Origin of the sequence: Franconibacter helveticus LMG 23732 (assembly GCF_000463115.2) — a bacterium.
Lineage (GTDB): Bacteria > Pseudomonadota > Gammaproteobacteria > Enterobacterales > Enterobacteriaceae > Franconibacter > Franconibacter helveticus.
On the sequence record NZ_AWFX01000042.1, the window covers coordinates 1 to 23,161 of the forward strand.

At 55.5% G+C, this 23,161-nt stretch carries 24 protein-coding genes and 2 pseudogenes; 15 read left to right on the forward strand and 11 right to left on the reverse strand.

Going from position 1 to position 23,161, the window contains the following annotated elements; translation table 11 throughout:
* On the forward strand, positions 1 to 57 hold the full coding sequence (locus tag DW56_RS23165) for an IS1 family transposase (protein ID WP_003032489.1): 57 nt from the start codon (positions 1 to 3) through the stop codon (positions 55 to 57).
* A gap of 9 nt (positions 58 to 66) precedes the next feature.
* Here DW56_RS23165 and DW56_RS10340 read toward each other — a convergent pair.
* Both DW56_RS10340 and DW56_RS10345 read right to left on the reverse strand, forming a co-directional pair.
* Positions 67 to 381, reverse strand: a pseudogene (locus DW56_RS10340) (LacI family DNA-binding transcriptional regulator); the annotation flags it as partial.
* 132 nt (positions 382 to 513) lie between these two features.
* Entirely contained in the window at positions 514 to 1,398 is an 885-nt protein-coding gene (locus tag DW56_RS10345; protein WP_024554925.1) for an alpha/beta fold hydrolase, read from the reverse strand.
* Between the two features lie 278 nt (positions 1,399 to 1,676).
* Here DW56_RS10345 and DW56_RS10350 point away from each other — a divergent pair, with 278 nt between their 5' ends.
* The 4 genes from DW56_RS10350 to tyrR all read left to right on the forward strand — a co-directional run bounded on the left by DW56_RS10350 (position 1,677) and on the right by tyrR (position 6,509).
* Positions 1,677 to 2,264 (forward strand): CGNR zinc finger domain-containing protein, encoded by a 588-nt coding sequence (locus DW56_RS10350; protein ID WP_024561949.1) that lies wholly within the window; start codon positions 1,677 to 1,679, stop codon positions 2,262 to 2,264.
* 93 nt (positions 2,265 to 2,357) lie between these two features.
* Positions 2,358 to 3,755 carry a YcjX family GTP-binding protein gene (locus DW56_RS10355; RefSeq protein ID WP_024554778.1) on the forward strand — a complete coding sequence of 466 codons (1,398 nt, stop codon included), beginning with the start codon at positions 2,358 to 2,360 and terminating at the stop codon, positions 3,753 to 3,755.
* On the forward strand, positions 3,752 to 4,804 hold the full coding sequence (locus DW56_RS10360; protein WP_024554779.1) for a YcjF family protein: 1,053 nt from the start codon (positions 3,752 to 3,754) through the stop codon (positions 4,802 to 4,804). The genes DW56_RS10355 and DW56_RS10360 overlap by 4 nt, the downstream gene beginning before the upstream one ends.
* Before the next feature lie 142 nt (positions 4,805 to 4,946).
* Positions 4,947 to 6,509: a transcriptional regulator TyrR gene (gene tyrR / locus DW56_RS10365; protein ID WP_024554780.1), complete on the forward strand. Its 1,563-nt coding sequence runs from the start codon at positions 4,947 to 4,949 to the stop codon at positions 6,507 to 6,509.
* A gap of 66 nt (positions 6,510 to 6,575) precedes the next feature.
* On the opposite strand, the gene tpx is transcribed toward tyrR, so the two are convergent.
* A complete protein-coding gene (tpx, locus tag DW56_RS10370; protein ID WP_024554781.1) occupies positions 6,576 to 7,082 on the reverse strand; it encodes a thiol peroxidase in 507 nt (168 codons plus the stop codon).
* Between the two features lie 135 nt (positions 7,083 to 7,217).
* Between tpx and ycjG the strand changes: the two genes are divergently transcribed.
* Complete coding sequence (ycjG, locus tag DW56_RS10375) at positions 7,218 to 8,183, forward strand: L-Ala-D/L-Glu epimerase (RefSeq protein ID WP_024554782.1); 966 nt, start codon at positions 7,218 to 7,220, stop codon at positions 8,181 to 8,183.
* Here the strand turns inward: ycjG and mpaA are convergent.
* Entirely contained in the window at positions 8,174 to 8,887 is a 714-nt protein-coding gene (gene mpaA, locus DW56_RS10380) for a murein tripeptide amidase MpaA (RefSeq protein WP_024561948.1), read from the reverse strand. The two genes, ycjG and mpaA, sit on opposite strands and share 10 nt — an antisense overlap.
* Positions 8,888 to 9,083: 196 nt before the next feature.
* Here mpaA and DW56_RS10385 point away from each other — a divergent pair, with 196 nt between their 5' ends.
* Positions 9,084 to 10,703 (forward strand): peptide ABC transporter substrate-binding protein, encoded by a 1,620-nt coding sequence (locus DW56_RS10385; protein ID WP_024552902.1) that lies wholly within the window; start codon positions 9,084 to 9,086, stop codon positions 10,701 to 10,703.
* Between the two features lie 535 nt (positions 10,704 to 11,238).
* Here the strand turns inward: DW56_RS10385 and DW56_RS10395 are convergent.
* Positions 11,239 to 11,994: an SDR family NAD(P)-dependent oxidoreductase gene (locus DW56_RS10395; protein WP_024552900.1), complete on the reverse strand. Its 756-nt coding sequence runs from the start codon at positions 11,992 to 11,994 to the stop codon at positions 11,239 to 11,241.
* 157 nt (positions 11,995 to 12,151) lie between these two features.
* Here DW56_RS10395 and DW56_RS10400 point away from each other — a divergent pair, with 157 nt between their 5' ends.
* Complete coding sequence (locus DW56_RS10400; RefSeq protein ID WP_024552899.1) at positions 12,152 to 13,030, forward strand: AraC family transcriptional regulator; 879 nt, start codon at positions 12,152 to 12,154, stop codon at positions 13,028 to 13,030.
* Positions 13,031 to 13,088: 58 nt separating this feature from the next.
* On the opposite strand, the gene DW56_RS10405 is transcribed toward DW56_RS10400, so the two are convergent.
* Positions 13,089 to 13,298, reverse strand: coding sequence for a DUF1471 domain-containing protein (locus tag DW56_RS10405; protein ID WP_024552898.1), 210 nt, complete (start codon positions 13,296 to 13,298; stop codon positions 13,089 to 13,091).
* 29 nt (positions 13,299 to 13,327) lie between these two features.
* Positions 13,328 to 14,257, reverse strand: a complete 930-nt coding sequence (locus DW56_RS10410) for an aromatic alcohol reductase (protein ID WP_024552897.1) — start codon at positions 14,255 to 14,257, stop codon at positions 13,328 to 13,330.
* 142 nt (positions 14,258 to 14,399) lie between these two features.
* On the opposite strand from DW56_RS10410, the gene DW56_RS10415 reads away from it, so the two are divergent.
* Positions 14,400 to 15,299, forward strand: coding sequence for a LysR family transcriptional regulator (locus DW56_RS10415; RefSeq protein WP_024552896.1), 900 nt, complete (start codon positions 14,400 to 14,402; stop codon positions 15,297 to 15,299).
* A 128-nt stretch (positions 15,300 to 15,427) separates the two neighbouring features.
* Here the strand turns inward: DW56_RS10415 and DW56_RS22410 are convergent.
* A pseudogene (locus DW56_RS22410) lies at positions 15,428 to 15,559 on the reverse strand (LysR family transcriptional regulator); the annotation flags it as partial.
* Between the two features lie 91 nt (positions 15,560 to 15,650).
* On the opposite strand from DW56_RS22410, the gene DW56_RS10425 reads away from it, so the two are divergent.
* A complete protein-coding gene (locus DW56_RS10425) occupies positions 15,651 to 16,493 on the forward strand; it encodes an MBL fold metallo-hydrolase (RefSeq protein ID WP_024552894.1) in 843 nt (280 codons plus the stop codon).
* 269 nt (positions 16,494 to 16,762) lie between these two features.
* On the opposite strand, the gene DW56_RS10430 is transcribed toward DW56_RS10425, so the two are convergent.
* Complete coding sequence (locus DW56_RS10430) at positions 16,763 to 17,668, reverse strand: SDR family oxidoreductase (protein ID WP_024552893.1); 906 nt, start codon at positions 17,666 to 17,668, stop codon at positions 16,763 to 16,765.
* Between the two features lie 100 nt (positions 17,669 to 17,768).
* Between DW56_RS10430 and DW56_RS10435 the strand changes: the two genes are divergently transcribed.
* Positions 17,769 to 18,641: a helix-turn-helix transcriptional regulator gene (locus tag DW56_RS10435; RefSeq protein WP_139152812.1), complete on the forward strand. Its 873-nt coding sequence runs from the start codon at positions 17,769 to 17,771 to the stop codon at positions 18,639 to 18,641.
* A 175-nt stretch (positions 18,642 to 18,816) separates the two neighbouring features.
* Here DW56_RS10435 and DW56_RS21675 read toward each other — a convergent pair whose 3' ends face one another.
* Complete coding sequence (locus DW56_RS21675; protein ID WP_316453197.1) at positions 18,817 to 19,020, reverse strand: KTSC domain-containing protein; 204 nt, start codon at positions 19,018 to 19,020, stop codon at positions 18,817 to 18,819.
* 250 nt (positions 19,021 to 19,270) lie between these two features.
* On the opposite strand from DW56_RS21675, the gene DW56_RS10445 reads away from it, so the two are divergent.
* The 4 genes from DW56_RS10445 (at position 19,271) to DW56_RS22720 (ending at position 21,688) form a co-directional block, all read left to right on the forward strand.
* Positions 19,271 to 19,456 (forward strand): hypothetical protein, encoded by a 186-nt coding sequence (locus DW56_RS10445; protein WP_049294424.1) that lies wholly within the window; start codon positions 19,271 to 19,273, stop codon positions 19,454 to 19,456.
* Between the two features lie 297 nt (positions 19,457 to 19,753).
* Positions 19,754 to 19,927 carry a GhoT/OrtT family toxin gene (locus tag DW56_RS21680; protein WP_049294423.1) on the forward strand — a complete coding sequence of 58 codons (174 nt, stop codon included), beginning with the start codon at positions 19,754 to 19,756 and terminating at the stop codon, positions 19,925 to 19,927.
* 346 nt (positions 19,928 to 20,273) lie between these two features.
* Positions 20,274 to 21,257 (forward strand): zinc transporter ZntB, encoded by a 984-nt coding sequence (gene zntB / locus DW56_RS10450; protein WP_024552889.1) that lies wholly within the window; start codon positions 20,274 to 20,276, stop codon positions 21,255 to 21,257.
* A 278-nt stretch (positions 21,258 to 21,535) separates the two neighbouring features.
* Entirely contained in the window at positions 21,536 to 21,688 is a 153-nt protein-coding gene (locus tag DW56_RS22720; protein WP_162838666.1) for a hypothetical protein, read from the forward strand.
* 50 nt (positions 21,689 to 21,738) lie between these two features.
* Here the strand turns inward: DW56_RS22720 and ttcA are convergent, their stop codons facing one another.
* A complete protein-coding gene (gene ttcA / locus DW56_RS10455) occupies positions 21,739 to 22,674 on the reverse strand; it encodes a tRNA 2-thiocytidine(32) synthetase TtcA (RefSeq protein ID WP_024552888.1) in 936 nt (311 codons plus the stop codon).
* Positions 22,675 to 23,161 lie beyond the last annotated feature (487 nt).

The window sequence follows — 23,161 nt, forward strand, 5'->3', positions numbered from 1 at the left end:
GTGGAGCTGCATGACAAAGTCATCGGGCATTATCTGAACATAAAACACTATCAATAAGTTGGAGTCATTACCCGAGGTTTGCAAAATAACGTCGAACCCCTCTTTTTCGGCGCGGGCGGTTATAGCATGCAGCACCTCAGAGAAAAAAGGGTTACCGGCGGTCGTTTTTGTCGAACGCGTGGTAATAACCAGAATGGCGTCGAAACCTGCCGATGAAAGGGCGCGCGCCATAATATTCGGCTGGTAATTCAGTTCTTCTATGGCTTTTAAAACCCGTTCACGCGCTTGTGGGGAAATATTGGTTTGATTATTCAGCACGCGGGAAACGGTAGATTTAGAAACCTTTGCCAGGCGGGCGATATCATAAATAGTGGGGGACATTGTCGACAGTGCTCCGTCACTTCGTCAAAACGCAGACATCTTACGTAAGCGTATAAAAGATGTCCATGCGCAATCACCTCGCCAGCGCCTGCACAACAGGCAAATTAAATGGCCGCTAAGCGGCCATTGTTATCACTGCGATTGCTCGTCGCCGAGAACCTCGCGAATACGCAAAGCAATGTGTTCAACGTGGGTTTCCAGCGCAAAGTGGCCGGTATCAAGCAATTCCACCACGGCGTTGGGGTTATCGCGCTTCCAGGCATGCGCGCCGGGCGGTATGAAAAACGGATCGTGCTCGCCCCAGATAACCAGCGCTGGCAACTGAGTCTGGCGGAAAAAGGCCTGGAACTCAGGGTAGCGGGTCAGGTTGTTTGCATAATCCAGGAACAGATCGAGCTGAATCTCTTTATTGCCGGGTCTTTCCAGCAGCAGCGTATCCAGGTAATAAGCCTCCGGCGCCACGCTTTCAGGCGTTTTTACGCCGTGCAGATATTGCCAGCGTATCCCCTCCAGGTTCAGGACAGCGTCATGCACGATTTGCCGGTTTTCTGCTGAAGGGGCGGCCCAGTAGGCGCGAATCGGTTCCCACGCGTCGCCAAGCCCCTCCAGATAAGCATTGCCGTTTTGCGAAACCAGGCCCGTCACCCGCTCAGGGTAATGAAGCGCAAGGCGCAGTCCGGCGGGCGCGCCATAATCGAAAACATAAAGCGCATAGCTTTTCAGCGCCAGCGCATCCACAAAGGCCGTTAGCGTTTCGCCAAAACTGTCAAAGCGGTAATGATAATTCCGCTGCGCAGGCACTTCAGTAAAGCCGAAGCCGGGCAGGTCGGGCGCCACCAGATGGAACTTATCCGCCAGCATGGGAATAAGTTCGCGAAACTGATGCGAAGAACTGGCGAAACCGTGCAGCAGCAAGAGCGTTGGCCTGGCGCGATCGCCAGCCTCGCGGTAGAAAACGCGAATGCCGTCTGCGTCGACGAACTGATAACGTACCGGGTAGTGTTTGTTCATCATCATGGCCTCTTGGTAACTGGTAACTGGTAAATGGTTTTTTAAAGGTTACATTAGCTCAGTATGAAGGCTGTCTGTAACCAGTCAAACTTATTTTTACTGGTTTCAACCGCAAAGCAGCGCCAACGCGCTGTCCGCCAAAGAAAATATCTTTGCTTTCAAAAGATTAAATATTTCCCGCTCAGGATGGGGTATCGCTTCAGGCTGCTATACTTCAGGTTGTAACTGCTAAATAGCGCTATTCAGGTTACAATCAGGCATGACGATTTCGCCGGAGGTGTGCTGTGTCTTCTGTCTCATCCATACCTGTTATCAACGGGCCGCTTTTCCTGGCCGATCACGGCGCGCTGGATTTCATCAATACGCTGGCGCGCGCCGAAGGGCATCTGCACGATTTCTGGCAGCATGACGATGACGTGATAGCGTGGCTCAGGCAGTCGGGTCTGGTGAACGTACCGAATAAAACCGCTTTCGCCGCTGGCGCGCTGCTGGCTGAGGCGCTTACGCTTCGGGAAACAATAAGAAAGCTTGTCCAGCAGAAAAAGGCGGGCGAGACGATGAACCTCGCGCCGCTGAACCAGTACCTGGCATCAGCCAGCAGTCATAAGCAGCTGGTGGAAAAGGCGGGCAAGCTAAGCGTGGAGCGGGTTTATGCCAGCGAAACTCCGGCGCAGTTGCTGGCGCCGGTTGCAGAACTGGCGGCCTCGCTACTGTCGGATGCGCATTTTGAACGGGTAAGAGAATGCGAGCATCCTGAATGCTGCCTGTGGTTTTACGACAGAACGAAATCCCACCGCCGCCGCTGGTGCAGCATGGCGTTATGCGGCAACCGGGCGAAAGTCGCGCGGTTCAGGCAACAAAAGCGAGGCTGAACGACGTTGCCTGGCCCGGCGGCGGGGCGGATTTAGCGATCCTTACCTGTTAATATTAAAGCCATTCCTGTTTTAGCGGACGCCACACTCATGATGCAGCGATTCAAAAATGAAATGCAGTCTCTGGTTAACCGCGGCGTGGATCGCCACTTGCGGCTGGCGGTCACCGGACTGAGCCGCAGCGGCAAAACCGCTTTTATCACTTCTCTGGTAAACCAGCTTTTGTCTGTTAACAGCGGCGCCCGGCTGCCGCTTTTCAGCGCCGTACGGGAAGAGCGATTGCTCGGCGTAAAGCGCGTGCCGCAGCGCGATCTCGGCGTGCCCCGCTTTGCCTACGATGAAGGGCTGGCGCAACTTTACGGCGAGCCGCCCGCGTGGCCGACGCCCACCCGCGGCGTCAGTGAAATGCGCCTTGCTCTGCGCTTTCGCTCGCGGGAATCGCTGTTGCGTCATTTCAAAGAGACCTCCACGCTTTATCTGGAAATTGTGGATTACCCCGGCGAGTGGTTGCTCGACCTGCCTATGCTGGCCCAGGACTATCTTAGCTGGTCGCGGCAAATGACCGGGCTGCTGAAAGGCAACCGGGAAGCGTGGTCGCGTCGCTGGCGAACGCTTTGCGAAGGGCTGGATCCGCTTGCCCCTGCGGATGAAAACCGTCTGGCTGAGATATCGCAGGCGTGGACGGACTACCTGCTGGCGTGCAAACGCGAAGGGCTGCACTTCATCCAGCCCGGGCGCTTTGTGCTGCCGGGGGATATGGCGGGCGCGCCGGCGCTGCAATTTTTCCCCTGGCCGGATGTCGACGGAACGGGCGAGTCAAAGCTCGCCCAGGCGGACAAAACCACCAACATCGGTATGCTGCGCGAACGGTTCAATTATTACTGTGAAAAGGTGGTCAAAGGCTTTTATAAAAACCACTTTCTGCGCTTCGACCGCCAGATTGTGCTGGTAGATTGCCTACAGCCGCTCAACAGCGGGCCGCAGGCCTTTAACGACATGCGTCTTGCGCTCACGCAGCTGATGCAAAGTTTTCACTACGGGCAGCGCACGCTGTTTCGGCGTCTTTTTTCGCCCGTCATTGATAAATTACTTTTCGCCGCCACCAAAGCCGACCATGTCACGGTGGATCAGCATGCAAATATGGTTTCTCTGCTGCAACAGCTGGTGCAGGACGCCTGGCAGAACGCCGCGTTTGAAGGCATCAGCATGGATTGCATGGGGCTCGCCTCGGTGCAGGCAACGCAGAGCGGGCTGGTTGACCATCGCGGCGAAAAAATTCCGGCGTTGCGCGGACACCGTTTAGCCGACGGCGCGCCGCTCACCTTTTATCCCGGCGAAGTGCCGCCGCGTTTGCCCGGCAGCGCCTTCTGGGATAGCCAGGGCTTTCAGTTTGAGAATTTCCGTCCGCAGGTGATGGATGTGGACCAGCCGTTGCCGCATATCCGGCTCGACGCCGCGCTGGAGTTTTTAACAGGAGACAAGCTGCGATGAACGATCCCATTAAACCGCGCATTGATTTCGCCGAGCCGCTGGAAGCGGAAAACCGTGAACAGCTTAAGGCCGCCCGCGCCTTCAATGAACCGGAAGCGGAAAAATTCATTCCGACAGCGACCGGCGAAGTGATGGAAGAAGGGCAGGCGGAAGCGGTGGTGGAAGCAGCGTTGCGGCCCCGTCGCAGTATCTGGCGGCGCATGGTGACCGCCGGGCTGGGGCTTTTCGGCGCAAGCGTCGTGGCGCAAGGCGTGCAGTGGACAATAAACGCCTGGCAAACTCAGGACTGGATAGCGCTCGGCGGCTGCGCGGCGGGCGGGCTTATCGTGGCGGCAGGCGCTGGCGCCTTAGCGACGGAGTGGCGCAGGCTGTGGCGTCTGCGTCAGCGCGCCGATGAACGCGACGAGGCGCGCGATCTGCTGCAAAGCCACGGCTCAGGCAAAGGGCGTGCTTTTTGCGAAAAGCTCGCCGCTCAGGCGGGGCTTGATAAGGGGCATCCGGCGCTCCAGCGCTGGTATGCCGCCATTCACGAGACGCACAGCGATCGTGAGGTGGTAACGCTTTATGCGCATCTGGTGCAACTTGTGCTGGACACCCAGGCGCGACGCGAGGTGAGCCGTTCAGCGGCGGAATCGACGCTAATGATAGCGGTCAGTCCGCTGGCGCTGGTGGATATGGCGTTTATCGCCTGGCGAAATTTGCGCCTTATCAACCGCATCGCGGCGATTTACGGCATTGAACTTGGCTATTTCAGCCGCATCCGGCTGTTTCGCCTGGTGCTCCTGAACATCGCGTTCGCTGGCGCAAGTGAACTGGTGCGTGAAGTGGGTATGGACTGGCTGTCGCAGGATCTTGCCGCCCGACTTTCCGCCAGAGCGGCGCAGGGGATCGGCGCCGGGTTGTTAACGGCGCGTCTTGGCATCAAAGCAATGGAGCTTTGTCGCCCGCTGCCCTGGCTTCAGGACGATAAACCCCGGCTGGGGGATTTCCGCCGCCAGTTGCTGACGCAGCTTAAAGAGACGCTGCAAAAAGGGAAGGGCGAAGCCTGACTCGCCCCGCTGCGCCCGATTTTTACAGCGCAGCGCCCAATTTTCCGTCGCTCTGTCAATATTTGTTGACAGAATGTTCCGCGCATCCAGGTTCTGAAGTATCATTCTGTTATTCGTTGACTTTATACCTGTAGGTGCTCTGATGCGTCTGGAAGTATTTTGTGAAGACCGCCTTGGTCTGACCCGCGAGCTGCTGGATCTTCTGGTGCTACGCAATATCGATTTACGCGGGATTGAAATCGACCCCATCGGGCGGATCTACCTGAACTTCGCTGAGCTGGAGTTCTCGGCTTTCAGCGATTTAATGACTGAAATCCGCCGCATTCCCGGCGTTACCGATGTACGTAAAGTGCCATGGATGCCCTCGGAGCGTGAGCACCGCTCATTAAGCGCGCTGCTGGAGGCGTTGCCGGAACCGGTTTTCTCACTGGACATGAAAAGCAAGCTGGAGCTTGCCAACCCTGCCAGCTGCGCCCTGTTCGGGCAAAACGAGGAGCGGCTTCGCAACCATAACGCCGCCGCCCTGATTAGCGGCTTTAACTTCCAGCGCTGGCTGGAGAGCAACCCCAAAACGTCGCATACCGAGCATGTGGTTATCAACGGGCAAAACTTCCTGCTGGAAATTACGCCAGTGCATCTGGATGATGACGCGGGCGGCAGCGTGCTGACCGGGGCGGTGGTGATGCTGCGCTCAACGGTGCGCATGGGGCGCCAGCTCCAGAACATCTCCAGCCTGAATCTCAACGCTTTCAGCCACATCATCGCCGTCAGCCCAAAAATGCGCCAGGTGGTAGAGCAGGCGCGTAAAATGGCTACCCTTAACGCGCCGCTGTTGATTGCAGGCGATACGGGCACCGGCAAAGATTTACTGGCTCACGCCTGCCACCTTGCCAGCCCGCGCGCCAGCAAGCCTTATCTGGCGCTGAACTGCGCCTCTATTCCGGAAGATGTGGTTGAAAGCGAGCTGTTTGGTCATGCGCCGGGCGCATACGCCAATGCCGTCGAGGGGAAAAAAGGCTTCTTCGAACAGGCTAACGGCGGGTCTGTTCTGCTGGATGAAATCGGCGAGATGTCGCCGCGCATGCAGGCGAAGCTGTTGCGCTTTCTCAACGACGGCACGTTTCGCCGCGTTGGCGAGGAGCATGAAGTGCATGTCGATGTGCGTGTTATTTGCGCCACGCAGAAAAATCTGGTGGAGCTGGTGCAGAAAGGGGCGTTCCGTGAAGATTTATATTATCGCCTGAATGTGCTGACCTTAAACCTGCCGCCGCTGCGCGATCGTCCGCAGGATATTATGCCGCTGACGGATATGTTTGTTGCCCGCTTCGCCGATGAGCAGGGCATCGCGCGGCCAAAACTCTCCCCTGAGCTGGGCTCGGTGCTGACGCGCTACGGATGGCCGGGCAATGTTCGGCAGTTAAAAAACGCGGTTTATCGCGGCCTTGCCCAGCTCGAAGGACATGAGCTGCGCCCGCAGGACATCCTGCTGCCTGATTTCGACGCCGCCGCTTTGCCGGTGGGTGAAGAGGCGATGGAAGGCTCGCTTGACGATATTACCCGCCGTTTTGAGCGTTCAGTGCTGGTGCAGCTTTATCGCACCTATCCCAGCACCCGCAAGCTCGCCCGTCGGCTGGGCGTATCGCATACCGCTATCGCTAATAAACTTCGCGAATACGGCCTGAGCCAGCGCAAAGGCGAAGAATAAAAAAACCTCCCGCAGGAGGTTTCTTCACTTAACCACCTCCAGCGAGGTGGTTTTTTTATGCGGCGATTACGCCTTCAGCGCTTCAAGCGCCGCGTCGTAGTTCGGCTCCTGAGTGATTTCATTCACCAGTTCGCTGAATACCACGTCGTCGTTTTCGTTAAGGACTACCACCGCGCGCGCGGTCAGGCCTTTCAGGGCGCCTTCGCTGATCCCTACGCCGTACGCCTGCTGGAACTCCGGGTTACGCAGGGTAGAGAGGGTAATCACGTTGCTCAGGCCTTCCGCGCCGCAAAAACGGGACTGGGCGAACGGCAGATCGGCGGAGATGCACAGAACAACAGTGTTCTCCATATCGGTCGCCAGCTGGTTAAATTTGCGCACAGACGCCGCGCAGACGCCGGTATCGATGCTCGGGAAAATGTTCAGTACTTTGCGTTTGCCGGCAAACTGGCTTAGCGCAACGTCAGAAAGATCTTTAGCGACCAGGCTGAACGGCTGCGCTTTGCTGCCTGCCTGCGGGATCTGACCTGCTACGGAAACCGGGTTACCCTGAAAATGGACGACTTGTGACATGATTATCTTCCTGTTTACATATAGTTAACGTCGCCGCTAGTTTATGCCATCGGCATCGTGATGGACAGCTAAAACTGAGCGGCAGGACGACTTTCTCCTCGCTATACTGAGGCAAAGCCTGGTGCGAGGAAAAGCATGAGAAGCGTAAAAGTTTATCAGGAAGCGTGGCCGCTTCATTCCCCCTTTGTTATTGCCCGCGGCAGCCGTAATGAGGCGACTGTCGTGGTGGTGGAGCTAACGGAAGATGGCATTAAAGCGGTGGGCGAGTGCACGCCTTATCCGCGTTATGGTGAGAGCGTCGATTCCGTAATGGCGCAGATCCTCTCTGTGGGGCCGCAGCTTGAGGCGGGGCTTGAGCGCAATGCGCTGCAAAAGATTTTACCCGCAGGCGCGGCCCGCAATGCGATAGACAGCGCGCTATGGGATTTAGAAGCCCGCCGCGGCAACCAGAGCGTGACGGGGCTTTTGCAAACTCTGCTGCCGCAAACTCTTACCACCGCGCAAACCGTGTCGATAGGCACGCCCGAGCAAATGGCGGCGAGCGCGTCAGCGCTGTGGGAAAAAGGGGCGACGTTACTGAAAGTTAAACTGGACGACGCCATGCTCACAGAACGCATTGTCGCCATTCGCGAAGCCGCGCCGCAGGCGCTGCTGATAGTCGACGCTAACGAATCCTGGCGCAGCGAAGGCCTGGCTGCGCGCTGCCAGCTACTGGCGGATCTCGGCGTGGCGATGCTGGAGCAACCGCTGCCAGCCGGTGACGACAAAGGGCTGGAAACCTTTATTCATCCGTTGCCCATCTGTGCCGATGAAAGCTGCCATACGCGCGAAAGTTTGGCGGCGCTCGCGGGCCGTTACGAGATGGTGAACATCAAGCTTGATAAAACCGGCGGTTTAACTGAAGCGCTGGCGCTGGCGGATCAGGCAAAGCAGCAGGGGTTTGAACTTATGCTCGGCTGCATGCTGTGCACTTCACGCGCCATCAGCGCCGCGTTGCCGCTGGCCCCGCTGGTTCGCTTCGCCGACCTGGACGGCCCGACATGGCTTGCCGTAGACGTAGAGCCGTCGCTTAACTTCAGCACCGGCCTGCTTCATCTCTGAGCGTGCCAGTGCAGCAGTGCCGTTACAGGCCCCAGGTATCGCTCCGTCGCTTCATCTGCTGAAATCGCCGGGAATTCGGCAGTGATGCAGGGGAGCGCAATATCCGCGCACCAGCTGCCGAATGAGCCTGGGGTTTCATACCCGACGCTGCCCACCAGCGGCAGGGCGAATTCACCGGCCAGCCACTCGCCAAGCGGGCTGCGCAACGGGTCTTCAATACAGCCGAGCGGGTCATGAAAAGAGACAACCCACGCGGGCTTTATCTTATGGATAAGCTGGCAGAGCGCGGCGGTTTCAGGCTCCGACGCCGGTTTTTCGCCTGTCGACAGCGTGACATCACGCGCTTCGGCGGCGCTATTCCAGCGATAAACCGTCTCGCCCGCCTTCCAGTTAGCCGCCGGGAAATTACGGTTAAGGTCAACCCCGCGTGCGTTCGCACGAAGCCCAAGCTGACAGCCGTCCGGGTTTACCGCCAGCACCACGGCATGCAAACGGTGCGCAGGCTCAAGCGTGCGAAGCGCGCAGGAGAGCGTAACTAACGCCGCGTTTTCATCGCCGTGCGTGCCGGCAATGATAAGCCCGCTTTGCGCGCTGGGCTGTGTGGCGGGAAACCAGAGCAACGGCGCGCCGAGGGTTGAGGTTCCGTAGCGTTCCGCGCCGGGCGGCAGCGGCCCGCGTTGCGGGCGGGGGCGTAAAGCGGTCATGATGCTCCTTAGCTCATGGCGGGGTTACTCGCAGTGTTGTGCAAAAGTGCTGATAATTCAACCCGCTTCTCTCTGCGCCCCGGGTTTGCGCGGCGGGCAAAAAAGCGCGTGAAGTTTGCAATTAGTGCCGATAAACCAAATAATTCGCCAGCACGCATCCAATGACGGGTTGTGCTAATTAACGAGAGGAGATCGCATGAAGTTTCCTGTTTATCTTTCGGTGGGCGCGCTGTGGGTCGCCAGCACGCTTTCCGTCGCCTGGGCGGCTGACGTGCCGCCGGGAACGAAGCTTGCGGAGCGCCAGGAGCTGGTTCGCCACATAAAAGATGAGCCTGCGACGCTGGATCCGGCTAAAGTCGTCGGTCTGCCGGAAATTCAGGTTTTACGCGATCTCTTTGAAGGCCTGGTTAACCAGAACGAAAAAGGCGAATTGACGCCAGGCGTAGCGACAAAATGGCAAAGCATCGACAACCGCATCTGGACTTTCACCCTGAGAGAGGATGCGCGCTGGTCTGACGGTACGCCGGTAACGGCGCAGGACTTCGTCTATAGCTGGCGGCGACTGGTGGATCCGAAAACGACCTCGCCCTTCGCCTGGTTCGCGGCGCTTGGCGGCATCACCAACGCGCAGGCGATCATGGACGGCAAAATGGCGGCGGATAAGCTTGGCGTCAGCGCGGTGGATAACCGCACGCTGAAAGTTCAACTGGATAAGCCGGTTCCATTTTTCCCGAACCTGACGGCGAATGTCGCGCTTTACCCGGTGCCAAAAGCGGCAGTAGAGAAGTTTGGCAACGACTGGACCCGCCCGGGCAAGCTGGTGGGCAACGGCGCTTTTGTGCTGGCTGACCGCGTGGTGAATGAGAAACTGGTGGTCACGCCGAATAAACAGTACTGGGACAATGGCAAAACCGTGCTGAAGAAAGTGACGTTTGTGCCCGTTAACCAGGAGTCTGCTGCGACCAAGCGCTACCTGGCGGGCGATATCGACATTACCGAATCCTTCCCAAAAAACCTTTATCAGAAGCTCTTAAAAGAGATCCCCGGCCAGGTTTATACGCCGCCGCAGCTGGGGACCTACTATTATGCTTTCAACACGGAAAAAGGGCCGACCGCCGACCGCAGGGTCCGCCTTGCGCTTAGCATGACTATCGACCGGCGCCTGCTGGCGGAAAAAGTGCTTGGCACAGGCGAGAAACCCGCCTGGCGCTTCACGCCGGACGTAACGGCGGGCTTCAGGCCTGCGCCAACCATGATGGAAGAGACAAGCCAGCAGGAGCTGAACCTACAGGCCAAAACGCTGTTGCAGGCGGCAGGCTACGGTCCGGGTCGTCCGCTCAAGCTCACGCTGCTCTATAACACCTCGGAAAACCACCAGAAGATTGCCATCGCTGTGGCTTCGATGTGGAAGAAAAACCTTGGTGTAGACGTGAAACTGCAAAACCAGGAGTGGAAAACCTACATCGACAGCCGCAACAGCGGCAATTTTGATGTGATTCGCGCTTCGTGGGTGGGTGACTATAACGAACCTTCCACCTTTCTTTCCTTGCTGACGTCAACACATAGCGGCAATATCGCCCGCTTTAACAATCCGGCTTACGATAAAGTGCTTCAGCAGGCGAGCCTTGAGAGTGACGCGCAGGCGCGCAACGCCGATTATAACGAGGCGGAAAATATTATCGCCAGCCAGGCGCCCATTGCGCCACTTTATCAGTACACCAATGGACGGCTGATCAAACCCTGGGTTAAAGGGTACCCCATTACCAACCCGGAAGATGTCGCTTATAGCCGTACGATGTATCTCATCAAGCACTAATCAGTACCGGTTGCCTGCTGACGAGCGGAAACCACCGCAACACCCGGAGCTGGCGCGGCTTGCAGCGCCAGTTTCTCCTTCTGACCATCACCCGCCGCAGCAGCAAGCGTCACTTTTGTGCGTGGCTGGCCTGACAAAGCGTTCGGTATCAATCCCCCTGGTTTCCAGGCCGCATTTGGCAGCAAACCTAAACTGTATGCACGCGTATGCGATCGCTATAGCCACCCTGGCGCGATCTCGTTTACGTCGCTTTTGCGTAACCATCGTCCGATGACTGACTGTTTGACAGGCGTTCTGAACGCGGCGGCGTGTGCGCTGCATATTGCCGCTGAAAATATCATTCGGGATGATATTACGAGGCAGTATCCGCAGGACGCGGTTCGGTTAACTGACTTTATGAGCACGCTGATGTCTGGCCTTTTCGCGAAAGCGCGGGCAGGGGATAGCCTGGAGTGCCTGGGGAAAACCGTACGCCTGGCGGGTCTGGCGCTGCGACAGATACTTGCGTGCTGATGCCAGACCCTGGCTATTGCTGTCAGATGGTTTGCCCGCCCGACACTTCAATACGTTGTGCGGTTACCCATCGGTTATCATCACGCAGCAGGTTGGCGACCACCGGCCCGATATCGTCGGGAACTCCAACCCGCCCGAGCGCGGTCATGGCGGCGAACTGCGCGTTGACATCGGCGTTGTCGCGAACCAGGCCGCCGCCAAAATCGGTTTCAATGGCGCCAGGCGCGATGGTATTGACAGTGATGCCGCGCGGGCCCAACTCGCGTGCCAGATAAACGCTGAGCATTTCCACAGCCGCTTTTGCCGCAGCGTAAGCGGAGAATCCAGGGTACGATACCCGGGTCAGGCCGGACGAGAAGTTAATGATGCGCCCGCTGTCCGCCAGCAGCGGCAACAGAGTCTGGACCAGGAAAAATACCCCTTTGACATGGACATTGAACAGCCCGTCGAACTGCGCTTCGGTGGTCTCGGCCACCCCGGCAAACTCGCCCTGGCCTGCGTTATTTATCAGGTGGTCGAAGGTGTCGCGTTGCCAGACTTCGGCAAGTTGTTGACGCAGCGTTTCGGCAAAAGCCGGAAAACTTGTAGTCTGCGCCATATCCAGTTGAAGCGCGATCGCCTTACGGCCAAGGGTGCGGATTTCCGCGACAACCGCTTGCGCCTGGGCGGTATTTCCTCTGTAAGCGACGATAATATCGCCACCCTGACGCGCGATGGAGAGGGCGGTGTTACGGCCAAGACCACGATTGGCGCCGGTGATAAGTGCAATTTTACTCATGATGTATCCTCTGTCTGGTGGAGCTTTTACAATATGAGAAGTGCACGAGTCCACTTTGCCTGATTCTGGTTATCTTTTGCCTGTTTCTCTTTTCATGGTTCGTTCTGATCAGAATGAACGCATACTATGGTTTAAAAACTTGCCTGAAAGAGTGTCTATGCGTGAAATCCTGTTCGATCTCTGCCGCCGGTATGCCGATGCTCACGTCGACCGTAGTGGGGTTGCCGTAACGCCGGTTCCAGGGTTGACGATTATCCGGGCTTTGCATCCTGGCGAATTGCAGGCGGCGATCAACAGACCATTGATAGCGATGCTGTTGCAGGGTCGCAAACATGTCGCTACGGGGGCGGAAAGTTTTGAATATGGCCCCGGTGAGGCGATGGTGATTGCCGCCGATGTGCCGACCCTCAGCCAGATTACCCAGGCCAGCCTTCGCCATCCCTACTATTCCCTGGTGCTGGAACTGGATACCGCCATCCTGCGTGAGTTGCAGAATGCTGCGCCAGTGGAGCAGGGGGATGCGCCTTGCGTTGGGGTTGAGCCAATGAATGCTGACGTGACGGATGCGGCTTACCGGCTGGCAAGGCTGTTTGAACAACCGGAGGCGATGGCTGTTCTTGGGGATGGGCTACGGCGAGAGCTGCATTACTGGTTGCTGCGCAGCGTCCATGGTCCTGCTATTCGCGCCCTCGGCGCGGCGGATAGCCGTTCCGGGCGAATTAGCCGTGTGGTCGCCATGTTGCGTAAGGAGTTTACACGTACGATAAGCGTTGAGGAGCTTGCTGACGTAGCGGGCATGAGCGTGTCCGTATTCCATCAGCATTTTCGCGCTATAACCACGATTTCGCCCCTGCAATTTCAGAAACAACTACGCCTTATCCATGCCCGTCGCCTGATGCTTATCGATGGCGCAGGGATCGCGCAGGCGGCGTATACGGTCGGTTATGCCAGCGTTTCGCAGTTTACCCGCGAATATGCCCGTATGTTTGGCGCGCCGCCGGGGCGGGATAAACGCATGGCGACAATGCGAGTCTGATTTGACGTGTAACAGAGATAGTTGCAACCACAGAGGGGGCGTAGAAGCCCCCGTTTGCTTATTCCGGCACGATCTCTGCCGTAATATGAACCTTATTTCCCATCCGGGCTTCAATTATTTTACAGGAGTGACCGCCTTCCTTCTGTACCAACTGGCGAATTTTGCTTTCCGCGTTATCAAGCGTATCGCCGGTTGCGGTGACGGTTTGAGCATATACGGAAAAGGGATGGAGAAAATAAACCAATAAAAGCGGTATGAGGGTTTTCATAGTACTCGCCTCCTGAAGCGGCAGGTGAATTAAATAATGGTTTTAAGCCAGGACTCAATATTTTGAGTCGGCATATTATTCTGTACATTCCAGGTGTTACTCATCGGCCACCACATGCCGTCTCCCCGGGCGAAGGCCGCGCGATAGCGAAGCATCTGGTCATCAGGATGTAAATCCAGCGCAGCCAGTAGCGCCGGGAGCGTCAATACGTTTTTAGCAAAGGTTTGTTTTGTTATGCGTTCAACCGTTTCGGCCAGCTTTCCATACGAGGTTGTTTCACCCGCGACAAAGACCACCTCGTTAGCTACACGCGGCTGATGCAAATAAATTTCGGTGGTGAGGCGGCCAATATCCGCAGGGGATGTCACGGTGACCTGTGTTTCCCACGATCCGAGCGCATTGATGGTTTTTTTGGATAAATTCACCACATCAAATGCGGGTTCGAAGAGAAAACTGGTAAACATGCCGGTTGAAACAATTACCCATTCCGTCATGTTCTGCTCCCGCAGTAGCGTTCTGACATCATACTGCTCGTCCCAGACGGGCTGACCGCTACCTTTGCCCACCACATCGTAATTCACGCCAAACTGCCAGGGAAAATAGCGGCTAACGCCAGCCTCCAGTACCGCACGGGTAATTTTTATCTGTGTTCCCGCGCCAGCGACAAACCCCATGCAGTTGATAACGGTATCAAAATCCGCGAAGTGGTTTTTTAACGCGTCAATCGTGCTGGCGGCGACATCGACAGAGATAAATTTGGCCCCTGCATCAGTGAGTTTTTGATGAATATCAGACTTCAGGTTGCCTTGTTGATCCCGGGAGTCGGGCGACACGATAACAGAAACGGCGCCATTGCGCTGGTTGACCGCCGGAATCAGCCAGGTCAGCACGGCAGCGCCCAATTGTCCTGCGCCAAGCACTAATACTTTTTCACCCGTTTTAACATCACGTTCTTTCATATTGATCTCCACTCTGTTAAATCGCCTGTTTGCTGCGAGTAGAGCAAGGTTATGTCAGTGAAACGCATTCGATAAGACAACGAATGCAGGTTAGACTGTTCGCATAAATGGGATAATCAATGCGTTCAGGCAGGGTGGAAATATGGATAAGCTGGAGTCAATGCAGGTCTATGTTTGCGTGGTCGATACCCATAGCTTCGCCAGGGCTGCTGAAGTCCTTGGGCTGCCGCGTTCAACGGTATCGCGGGTTATTAAAGAGCTGGAGTCCTGGCTTGGGATTCAGCTTTTACAGCGCACCACCCGCAAACTCAGCGTAACCGCAGATGGTCGACGTTATTACGACGAGAGCAAAAGGCTTCTGGCGGATATCGCAATGATGGAATCTTCATTCCCCGGCCGGGCCGCACAGCCCAAAGGCCGTTTTAAAGTGGGAATGCCGCAGTCTCTTGCCCGGCATTGTATTATCCCCAGGCTTCCGGCGTTTCTGCATCAGTATCCCGAACTGGAGGTGCGACTCTGCTCAAGCGATAACGTCGAAGACATCATTCAGGAAGGGTATGACTGCGTGATTCGCACCGGAAGAATCGAGGATTCAACGACGCTGGTTGCGCGGCCTCTTGCGAACTTCAGGTGGGTGATTCTGGCCTCGCCAGACTATATTGCCGCCCATGGTAAGCCGGATAGCGTAGAAAGCCTGGAAAGACATCACGCCGTTGGCTACCTGAACCACCGCACCGGACGTACCACCGACTGGCTTTTTACGCTGGATGATGGCGACTGCGCCATCCGTATGAAAGAGACGCTGATCGTTGATGATACTGACGCTTATATCCAGGCCGGAATACAAGGGTTGGGGTTGATTCGCGTCGCCAGCTATCTGGTTGCGCCCTGTCTGCGAAGCGGTGCGCTTGTTCTCTGTATGGAAAACCTCACTTTTGATTTACCGCTTTCGCTGGTCTATCCGCAAAACCGCTATCTTCCTCCTGCGGTACGCGCCTTTTATGACTGGAGCAGAGTGGTGCTACACCAACATGGCGACTGATTATTGAAATTGCGGCATGGCTGTTTTTAACTGCGCCATCAGCCGGTTAAGCGCAGAATACACAGCGTGAAGATGGGGCAATTCGCGGGTGCTGCGCTGGACCGTAAAGTAAATATTGCTGCCATCGATGTGATGGCGGGCTGTCCCGGATGCAGAATTTCTGCGGTACGGGTGACGCTGACCTCCCGGTATAACACCAGAAATACCCTCAGCAGATTCAAATCCATGCGGCTGAAATCATTTTCAATGATTTTCTGCATCATAAGAATCAATTTGAATGTTATTCCTGCCAGCAGGATGGTGAACATCACCCTGATAAATCAACCATGCGCAGCATGCGCGGAGGGCGTGATGAAACAGTACCGAACAGGCGACAGCGTTATTTTTAAAGTGCTGGAACGTGAAATACACATTCCGGCAGCGGATTTATATCCAGACTCTCTCCAGTCAGCAGATGCAGATGAGGCTAACCAACCGGTTTCACTATCCATACATAGTTGGGTCGTCCGCACCCCCGACGATGTTATTGTGATTGATACCGGGACCGGTAACGACCGCGATCGCGGGAATAATCCGTTTTATCATCAGTTAGACACGCCCTATCTGGAGAACTTTCTGGCAACAGGCATCAAGCCGGAAGAGGTCACGTTGGTATTAATGACGCACCTGCATACTGACCATGTCGGCTGGAATACCGTTTGGCGTGAAAATCGTTGGGTGCCGTTGTTTCCTCATGCGCGATATATCTGCTCTGAGAAAGAGCTGATGCGGGTAAAAGAGAGCGAGCGCTACCGGAATCTCTGGCTCGACAGCCTGCTGCCGATTATTGAGGCGGGCTTGCTGGAAACGGTTGATGTTGCCGCGCAGCCGGTGTTCGGCGGCAAAATACACTATACGCCGACACCCGGGCACAGCCCCGATCATGCGGCCTTGATATTGTCCTGCGGTGGTGAATATGCCTTTTTTGCTGGAGATATTGTGCATTCACCGTTGCAGTTTACCCACCCGGAATGGAATTCAGTATTTTGCGGCGATCGTCAACAGGCGGAAACGTCGCGCCGCCGGGCGATGGCGTGGTGCGCAGAGCATCATGCCCTGTGGCTTAGCGCGCATTTCTCCGGGCACTCCTGCGGCTGGCTGAATGTCGATAAATATGGGAACTATGGCTGGACGGAAGCGAGTGGCTGTAACTGATTAATAACCGATCTTTCATCTTGGTCTTTGGCGCGCCAGGCCAACAGATGTTGTCACTGGCCTGCCGCTTCAGGAACTGTTCTCAGCCGCTACGGGGCAGCTGATTCCTTATTCTCGTTTTTCCGATGATGTGCTGACCACGAATCCCTTCCTGCAAAAGTTAACGGCGCTGGCGGGAAGCGGGCGTGGTGCTTGCGAACGGGCGCTGACAACCGGGATTAACCGGTAAAATCTTTACCCGACTCCAGCCATGCGGAGCCGGGAAGGGGTTATTGAGACGATAATAGCGATGTGTAATCCATATTTTGCAAATCGTCGAGCAGACCCGGGCCAGTGGGATGCCAGCCCAACTGTTGACGCGTCCAGGCCGATGATGCACGTAGATTCATGGCGGCAAACATCGCAAACCAGCCAAAATGCGCTTGCGCCTCTGAAGGCGAGATGGATATCAGCGGCAGCCTGAGCTGGCGGGCAACCACTTGCGCAATCTGCCGGAGAGGTACGCCTTCTTCTGCAACGCCATGGTAGCGTTTACCCTTTTCACCGTGCTCCAGCACCAGTCGGTACAATCTTGCGACGTCGCTGACGTGGGCCGCCGACCAGCAGTTGTCGCCCTCACCAATGCAGGCAACTGCGCCTTTTTCAACAGCGTGCTGAATGTACCCGGTGATGAGTCCCTGTCGGGTGGTGTCATGGACCTGCGGCAGGCGCACCACCCGCACATTAACGCCTTCGGCGAGCAGGGCGTTGCCCTCAATTTCGGATGCTACGCGGGGGTTGATATTGTCGGGTTTAAACTGTTCTTCCCGGGCCAGGGCTGTGCTGCCGTCGTCGCCAATGCCGGTGCCAGAGGTGATGATAAACGGTCGATCGCTGCCTTTTAGCGCCTGGCCGATGGCGTGGATAACTCGTCGGTCTTTTTCACAACTTTCCACGAAATGGTGAAAATCGTGGTCAAACGCGGTATGGATGACGGCATCGGCATGCTGTACCGCTGTCACTATTGAATCTGGCGCTTCCAGCGTACCGCGATGAACATCGGCACCCGCTTTTTTGAGCGCCTGGGCGCTGCTCTCCGAGCGGGCAAGACCGGTCACCTGGTGCCCGGCTGCCAGCAGTTCTGTCAGGATCCTTGAGCCGATAAAGCCGCTGGCTCCGGTAAGAAATACGCGCATAACACACCTCCAGATAAGGGTTCCGCAACAGAGTAACGCTATAGTCATACGATAAAAGTAGAGACATTATCAGGGTATAAACTTTAACAGGATAACGGCGATGCAAATGGTCATGCAGTCACTGGGCGACTTCCTGCGGGCGCTGCGTTTGCGCCTCGATCCCACCGCGTTTGGCTTTGTTGCGGGCAGACGGCGTACGTCCGGATTGCGCCGCGAAGAGGTCGCACAACTCGCCAATATCAGTCCCATCTGGTACACCTGGCTTGAGCAGGGTCGCGGTGGGGCGCCGTCGCGGGAAGTGCTTAATCGCATTGCCAGCGGGTTGCGTCTGACTTCCCTCGAACGCGACCACCTCTTTATTCTGGCGTTTGGTCATCCGCCCGACGCGCAATTCACTATTTCCGGCGCTATTACGCCGCGATTACAGCGGGTGCTGGATGCGTTCACTATCCCGGCGATCATCAAAACCGTGACCTGGGATGTGATCGCCTGGAATCGTGCCGCCGCATCTGTGTTAACTGATTATGGGCAGTTGCCGCTGGCGGAGCGTAATATTCTGCGTCGGTTATTCACTGACCCGGAAGTGCGACAGGCGCAGGATAACTGGCAGTCGATGGCGCGGCTGGTGGTGAATGCGTTTCGCGCCGATATAGCGCGGGCAGGTCAATCTGTGGAGACCGATCATCTGGTGGCGGAACTTTCGCAACGAAGCCCTGAATTTGACGCCTGGTGGCGCAGCAACGACGTCACCAGCCACGGCGAAGGGGCAAAACGCATTTATCACCCGCAGGCTGGGGCGATCGATCTTGAATTTTCGACGTTTATGGTCGAGGGGCGACAGGATCTGAATATGATCGTTTTTAACCCGGCTAATGAAGAGAGCCGCCGGAAAATTGATGAACAGGTAAGACAATCCCTGTTTTACAGCAGCGAGTCAGACCGCCATGGCGCGCAACGCGCGGGAGGAGGCTGAACGCAATCTCAGCTGGACGAAGGTATATGCCGAAACCGACGGCACGGCCAGCAACCTGCAATTCAGTTCTGGTTTTTACCTGATGCCCGGCACGACGGCTATTTCGCTGCAAGTCAGTACGGGGGAAATGGCCACTTTCGGCTTTTCCTTAAACCACGCCATCCGGCGTGGTTTTTCACTCGCCCTCTATACGTTGAAAGGGGTAGCGCTCCCGGATGGCGCGGTCAAAGTATCGGCCTTTCGACGCGGCGCGCATGAGCTGCGCCCAGGTCTGCTGCGGCACATTTTGATAGTGATAAACCGTACCGTTGCGAAAGGCGATTTCCAGCACCCGGCTATCTATGTCATAGCCAACGGAATCAAGGCTGGATGAGGCCACTTTCTCTCGTTGCAAGATATTATCTCCGCAGGGTGAATGATAAAGAGTATAACCCTCCTGAAGGCGGCCGGTAATAAGTCCGCCTGGATAATAATATGGTGGCGGAATAAGCAAAAACGAAGCGTAAAATAATTAAAAAGTGTCAGCCTGACGGCAGCCATTTCGAAAAAATAAACCGGCTGGCGCCCCGGTATAATAACGCGCCCTGGCTATACTCATTTCTCCTGATACAGGTTTTATGGAGGGGTGTATGACAGACCGTCCTGATTATGATGAGCCTTTACCGGATGACGATGCCATTCCACTGGACGACGATGAGCCGTTAGACGATCCACTGGATGAAGATGACGACTATATCGATTCACCGGAAGACGGGACAGATGATATCGACCCGCTTGATGATGAAGAAGATACTGACGCGACGCGCCCGTTATAGGCCTGGAAATCGTTAAAATAAGCCGCCTGCGGGCGGCTTTTTCATGGCGCAGGGAAAGCGGCTTCTTCCGTGAAGCCATCATCCCCTGGTGTTGGGATAGGATAGCACTCAGCAAAGTCTGACGATAAAGCGGCTTTCGGCAAGCCTGAAAGAAGAGATTTAGGATTTGTTCGAGTCTTAGGGGCGAGAAGTGGCGGCAAGCGGGCGCTGGCATGAGCAAGGCGTGATAAAAAAGTTGATCTGCGTCATAAAAAATCGCATAGTTCAGCGCCATAAATCCTTACGTTTTGCAATCTCATGACACTCTATCAACATATGCTTATCTTCTATGCCGTAGTGGCGCTGATCGCTGCGGTCATTACCTTTTTTATCGCGAAAGATCGTGTGCGCATCAAGCTCCTGAGCGCAGCGCTGGTGGGGGCGACCTGGCCGATGAGCTTCCCGGTTGCGCTGTTGGTCGCGCTGTTCTGATGCGGTAATGAATTAACGTTGCGGCACAGGCGGCTATTTTTAGCCTGCCGTTATTTCTGTTTTTTCTTCAATATTGCTGACGGCGCGTAATAAAGCTGTGCTTTATGGCGCGAAGCGAAACGGTATTTCCTGCCAGTCTCTTTTTTAATCAATAAGCAGAGCGGAAAGCGAAACGCGACGGTTTTGTTTTTACGCGAAGGCTTAATCCTCATTTTATTCGTTAGCGCTAAATCCTACTTAAGCCAGCAGCCTGGTAATGACTTGTAAAAAAGTATCAGACGAAGCGGGTTGCTTGATGGCGCCACGTGGCTAGACTGTGTGAATTGTTATTGCGTAAGGAGGCATGGTGGACGCAATTAAAGGATCGGATGTAAATGTGCCTGACGCGGTATTTGCCTGGATGCTGGATGGCAAAGGCGGGGTAAAACCGCTGGCCGATAATGACATCATCGATAAAGACCACCCCTGTTGGCTGCACCTTAATTATACCAACCCGGAAAGCGCGCAGTGGCTGGCGACGACGCCGCTCTTGCCTAACGCCATACGCGACGCGCTGGCGGGAGAAAGCCTGCGGCCGCGCGTCACCCGCATGGGCGAAGGCACGCTTATCACGCTGCGCTGCATCAACGGCAGCACGGACGAACGTCCCGATCAACTGGTCGCAATGCGCCTGTATATGGACGAGCGGCTGATTGTCTCTACCCGGCAACGCAAAGTGCTGGCGCTGGATGACGTGGTGAATGACCTGAATGAAGGCACTGGGCCGACGGATGGCGGCAGCTGGCTGGTGGATATTTGCGATTCGCTTACCGACCACGCCAGCGAGTTTATCGAAGAGCTGCACGATAAAATTATCGATCTTGAAGATAATCTGCTCGACCAGCAAGTGCCGCCGCGCGGCCATCTGGCTTTGCTGCGTAAACAGCTTATCGTTATGCGTCGCTATATGACGCCGCAACGGGATGTCTATTCACGCCTTGCCAGTGAGCGTTTTAGCTGGATGAGCGACGATCACCGACGCCGCATGCAGGATATCTCTGACCGTCTCGGCAGGGGGCTTGATGAAATCGACGCCTGCATTGCCCGCACGGCGGTCATGACAGATGAAATTTCTCAACTGATGCAGGAATCGCTTTCCCGCCGCAGCTATACCATGTCGCTAATGGCGATGGTTTTTCTTCCCAGCACGTTTTTAACCGGCCTGTTTGGCGTGAACCTCGGCGGCATTCCCGGCGGCGAGTGGCATTTTGGTTTCAGCCTGTTTTGCATGTTGTTAGTGGCGGTGATAGGCGGGGTTACGTGGTGGTTACATCGCAGTAAATGGCTGTAAATATTAACTTAATTAACAAAATTAAAACATGAAAAGGCGGTTTAAATTGAGCCATGTCAAAAAAGGAAAGCGCGTTTCGGGGCATTATCTCTCTCGCAGGTGAATGCAACGTCAAGCGATGGGCGTTGCGCTCCATATTGTCTTACTTCCTTTTTTGAATTACTGCATAGCACAATTGATTCGTACGACGCCGACTGAATAAGTCGGCTTTTTTTTGCCTCCTCGCCATCAGCCTCTACGCTTAAAGGGACCGCATCTCCCCTTAACAGGAGGCACACATGACACACTTTAACCCACTACGTATGAGCGACCCTGTACCTACCGACCCGGTGCCGGTGCCCGATCCTATCCCCAAACCGCAGCCTATCCCCGATCCGCCGCTTGAGCCAGACCCGAAACCGATTATCGATCCGCCGCCGCACATGCGTTAAGCGCTAAAAAAAGTGTGCCCCGCAACGGGCGGGGCACACATGAGACGAGATTATTTAATTTCGAGCACGTCGAGACGAAGGGCCAGAGGATCATTTTCCTCTTCTTCCGGCTGCCAGCCGGCAGGCTGCATCGGAAGCTCTTCACGATCAAACGCGAGATCGCCGCCCGCCACCACTTCTGAACCATGCTGGATGCCTTTAAAGTCGAACAGTTCTGTGTCGCAGAGATGAGAAGGCACAACGTTTTGCATGGCGCTAAACATGGTTTCAATGCGCCCAGGATAGCGTTTATCCCAGTCACGCAGCATATCGGCAATAACCTGACGTTGCAGGTTCGGCTGCGAGCCGCAAAGGTTGCAGGGAATAATCGGGAAACCTTTGGCCGTGGAGAAACGTTCTATATCTTTTTCCCGGCAGTAGGCGAGAGGGCGAATAACGATATGTTTGCCGTCGTCGCTCATCAGCTTGGGCGGCATGCCTTTCATTTTGCCGCCGTAAAACATATTCAAAAACAGCGTTTGCAGAATGTCATCGCGGTGGTGCCCCAGGGCGATTTTAGTGGCGCCAAGTTCGGTTGCGGTGCGGTAGAGAATGCCCCGGCGCAGACGAGAGCAAAGCGAGCAGGTGGTTTTCCCCTCCGGGATCTTCTCTTTCACAATGCCATAAGTGTTCTCTTCAACGATTTTGTATTCCACGCCGAGAGAATCAAGGTACTGCGGCAGAATATGTTCCGGGAAACCGGGCTGCTTCTGGTCGAGGTTAACCGCCACCAGAGTGAAATTGACCGGCGCGCTCTGTTGAAGATTGCGCAAGATCTCCAGCATGGTATAGCTGTCTTTACCGCCAGAAAGGCAAACCATAATGCGGTCGCCTTCTTCAATCATATTGTAATCGGCGATGGCTTCCCCGACATTGCGGCGCAGACGCTTCTGAAGCTTGTTCAGGTTGTATTGCTCTTTCTTGCTAATTTCTTGATTCTCTGACATTTATTCGTTGTCCACGTTGACAAATAACGCCGGGTTAACAAACGGGTCCAGCGTGTGAGTATGGCGTTAAGCGCAGGCGCCAGCCAGTTGTTGCCGCTTTTAAGGCAATATCGCCTGGCTGCTGCAAACAGTGTGGCGTGTATGGTACGGATTACGGCGACGAATGCCAGCGCGTTTTGATGCTTACGCAAGGGCTTGTACCAAAGAAAAGCGTTATTCGCGCTTGGTTTTTTTCCTTGCCGCTTTTCACCAGAGCAGGAGCAAATAAAACGCAGCGGGAAAAGGAAGATAAATATAATGCTTGCTTAAAACAGAAGGGCGTGCGTTAATAGCGTCCTCGGTTTGATATACAGACCCGATCAAAAGCAGTTAGTAAAGCAGTTCTCTCTCAGGCGTTATCCTTCGATACCTCTCCTCTTTGAGTCTCCACTTAAGCTCTGATTAAATTCTGTTACTCAGACCTCATTCGCCGGAAGGCTAAATCAAA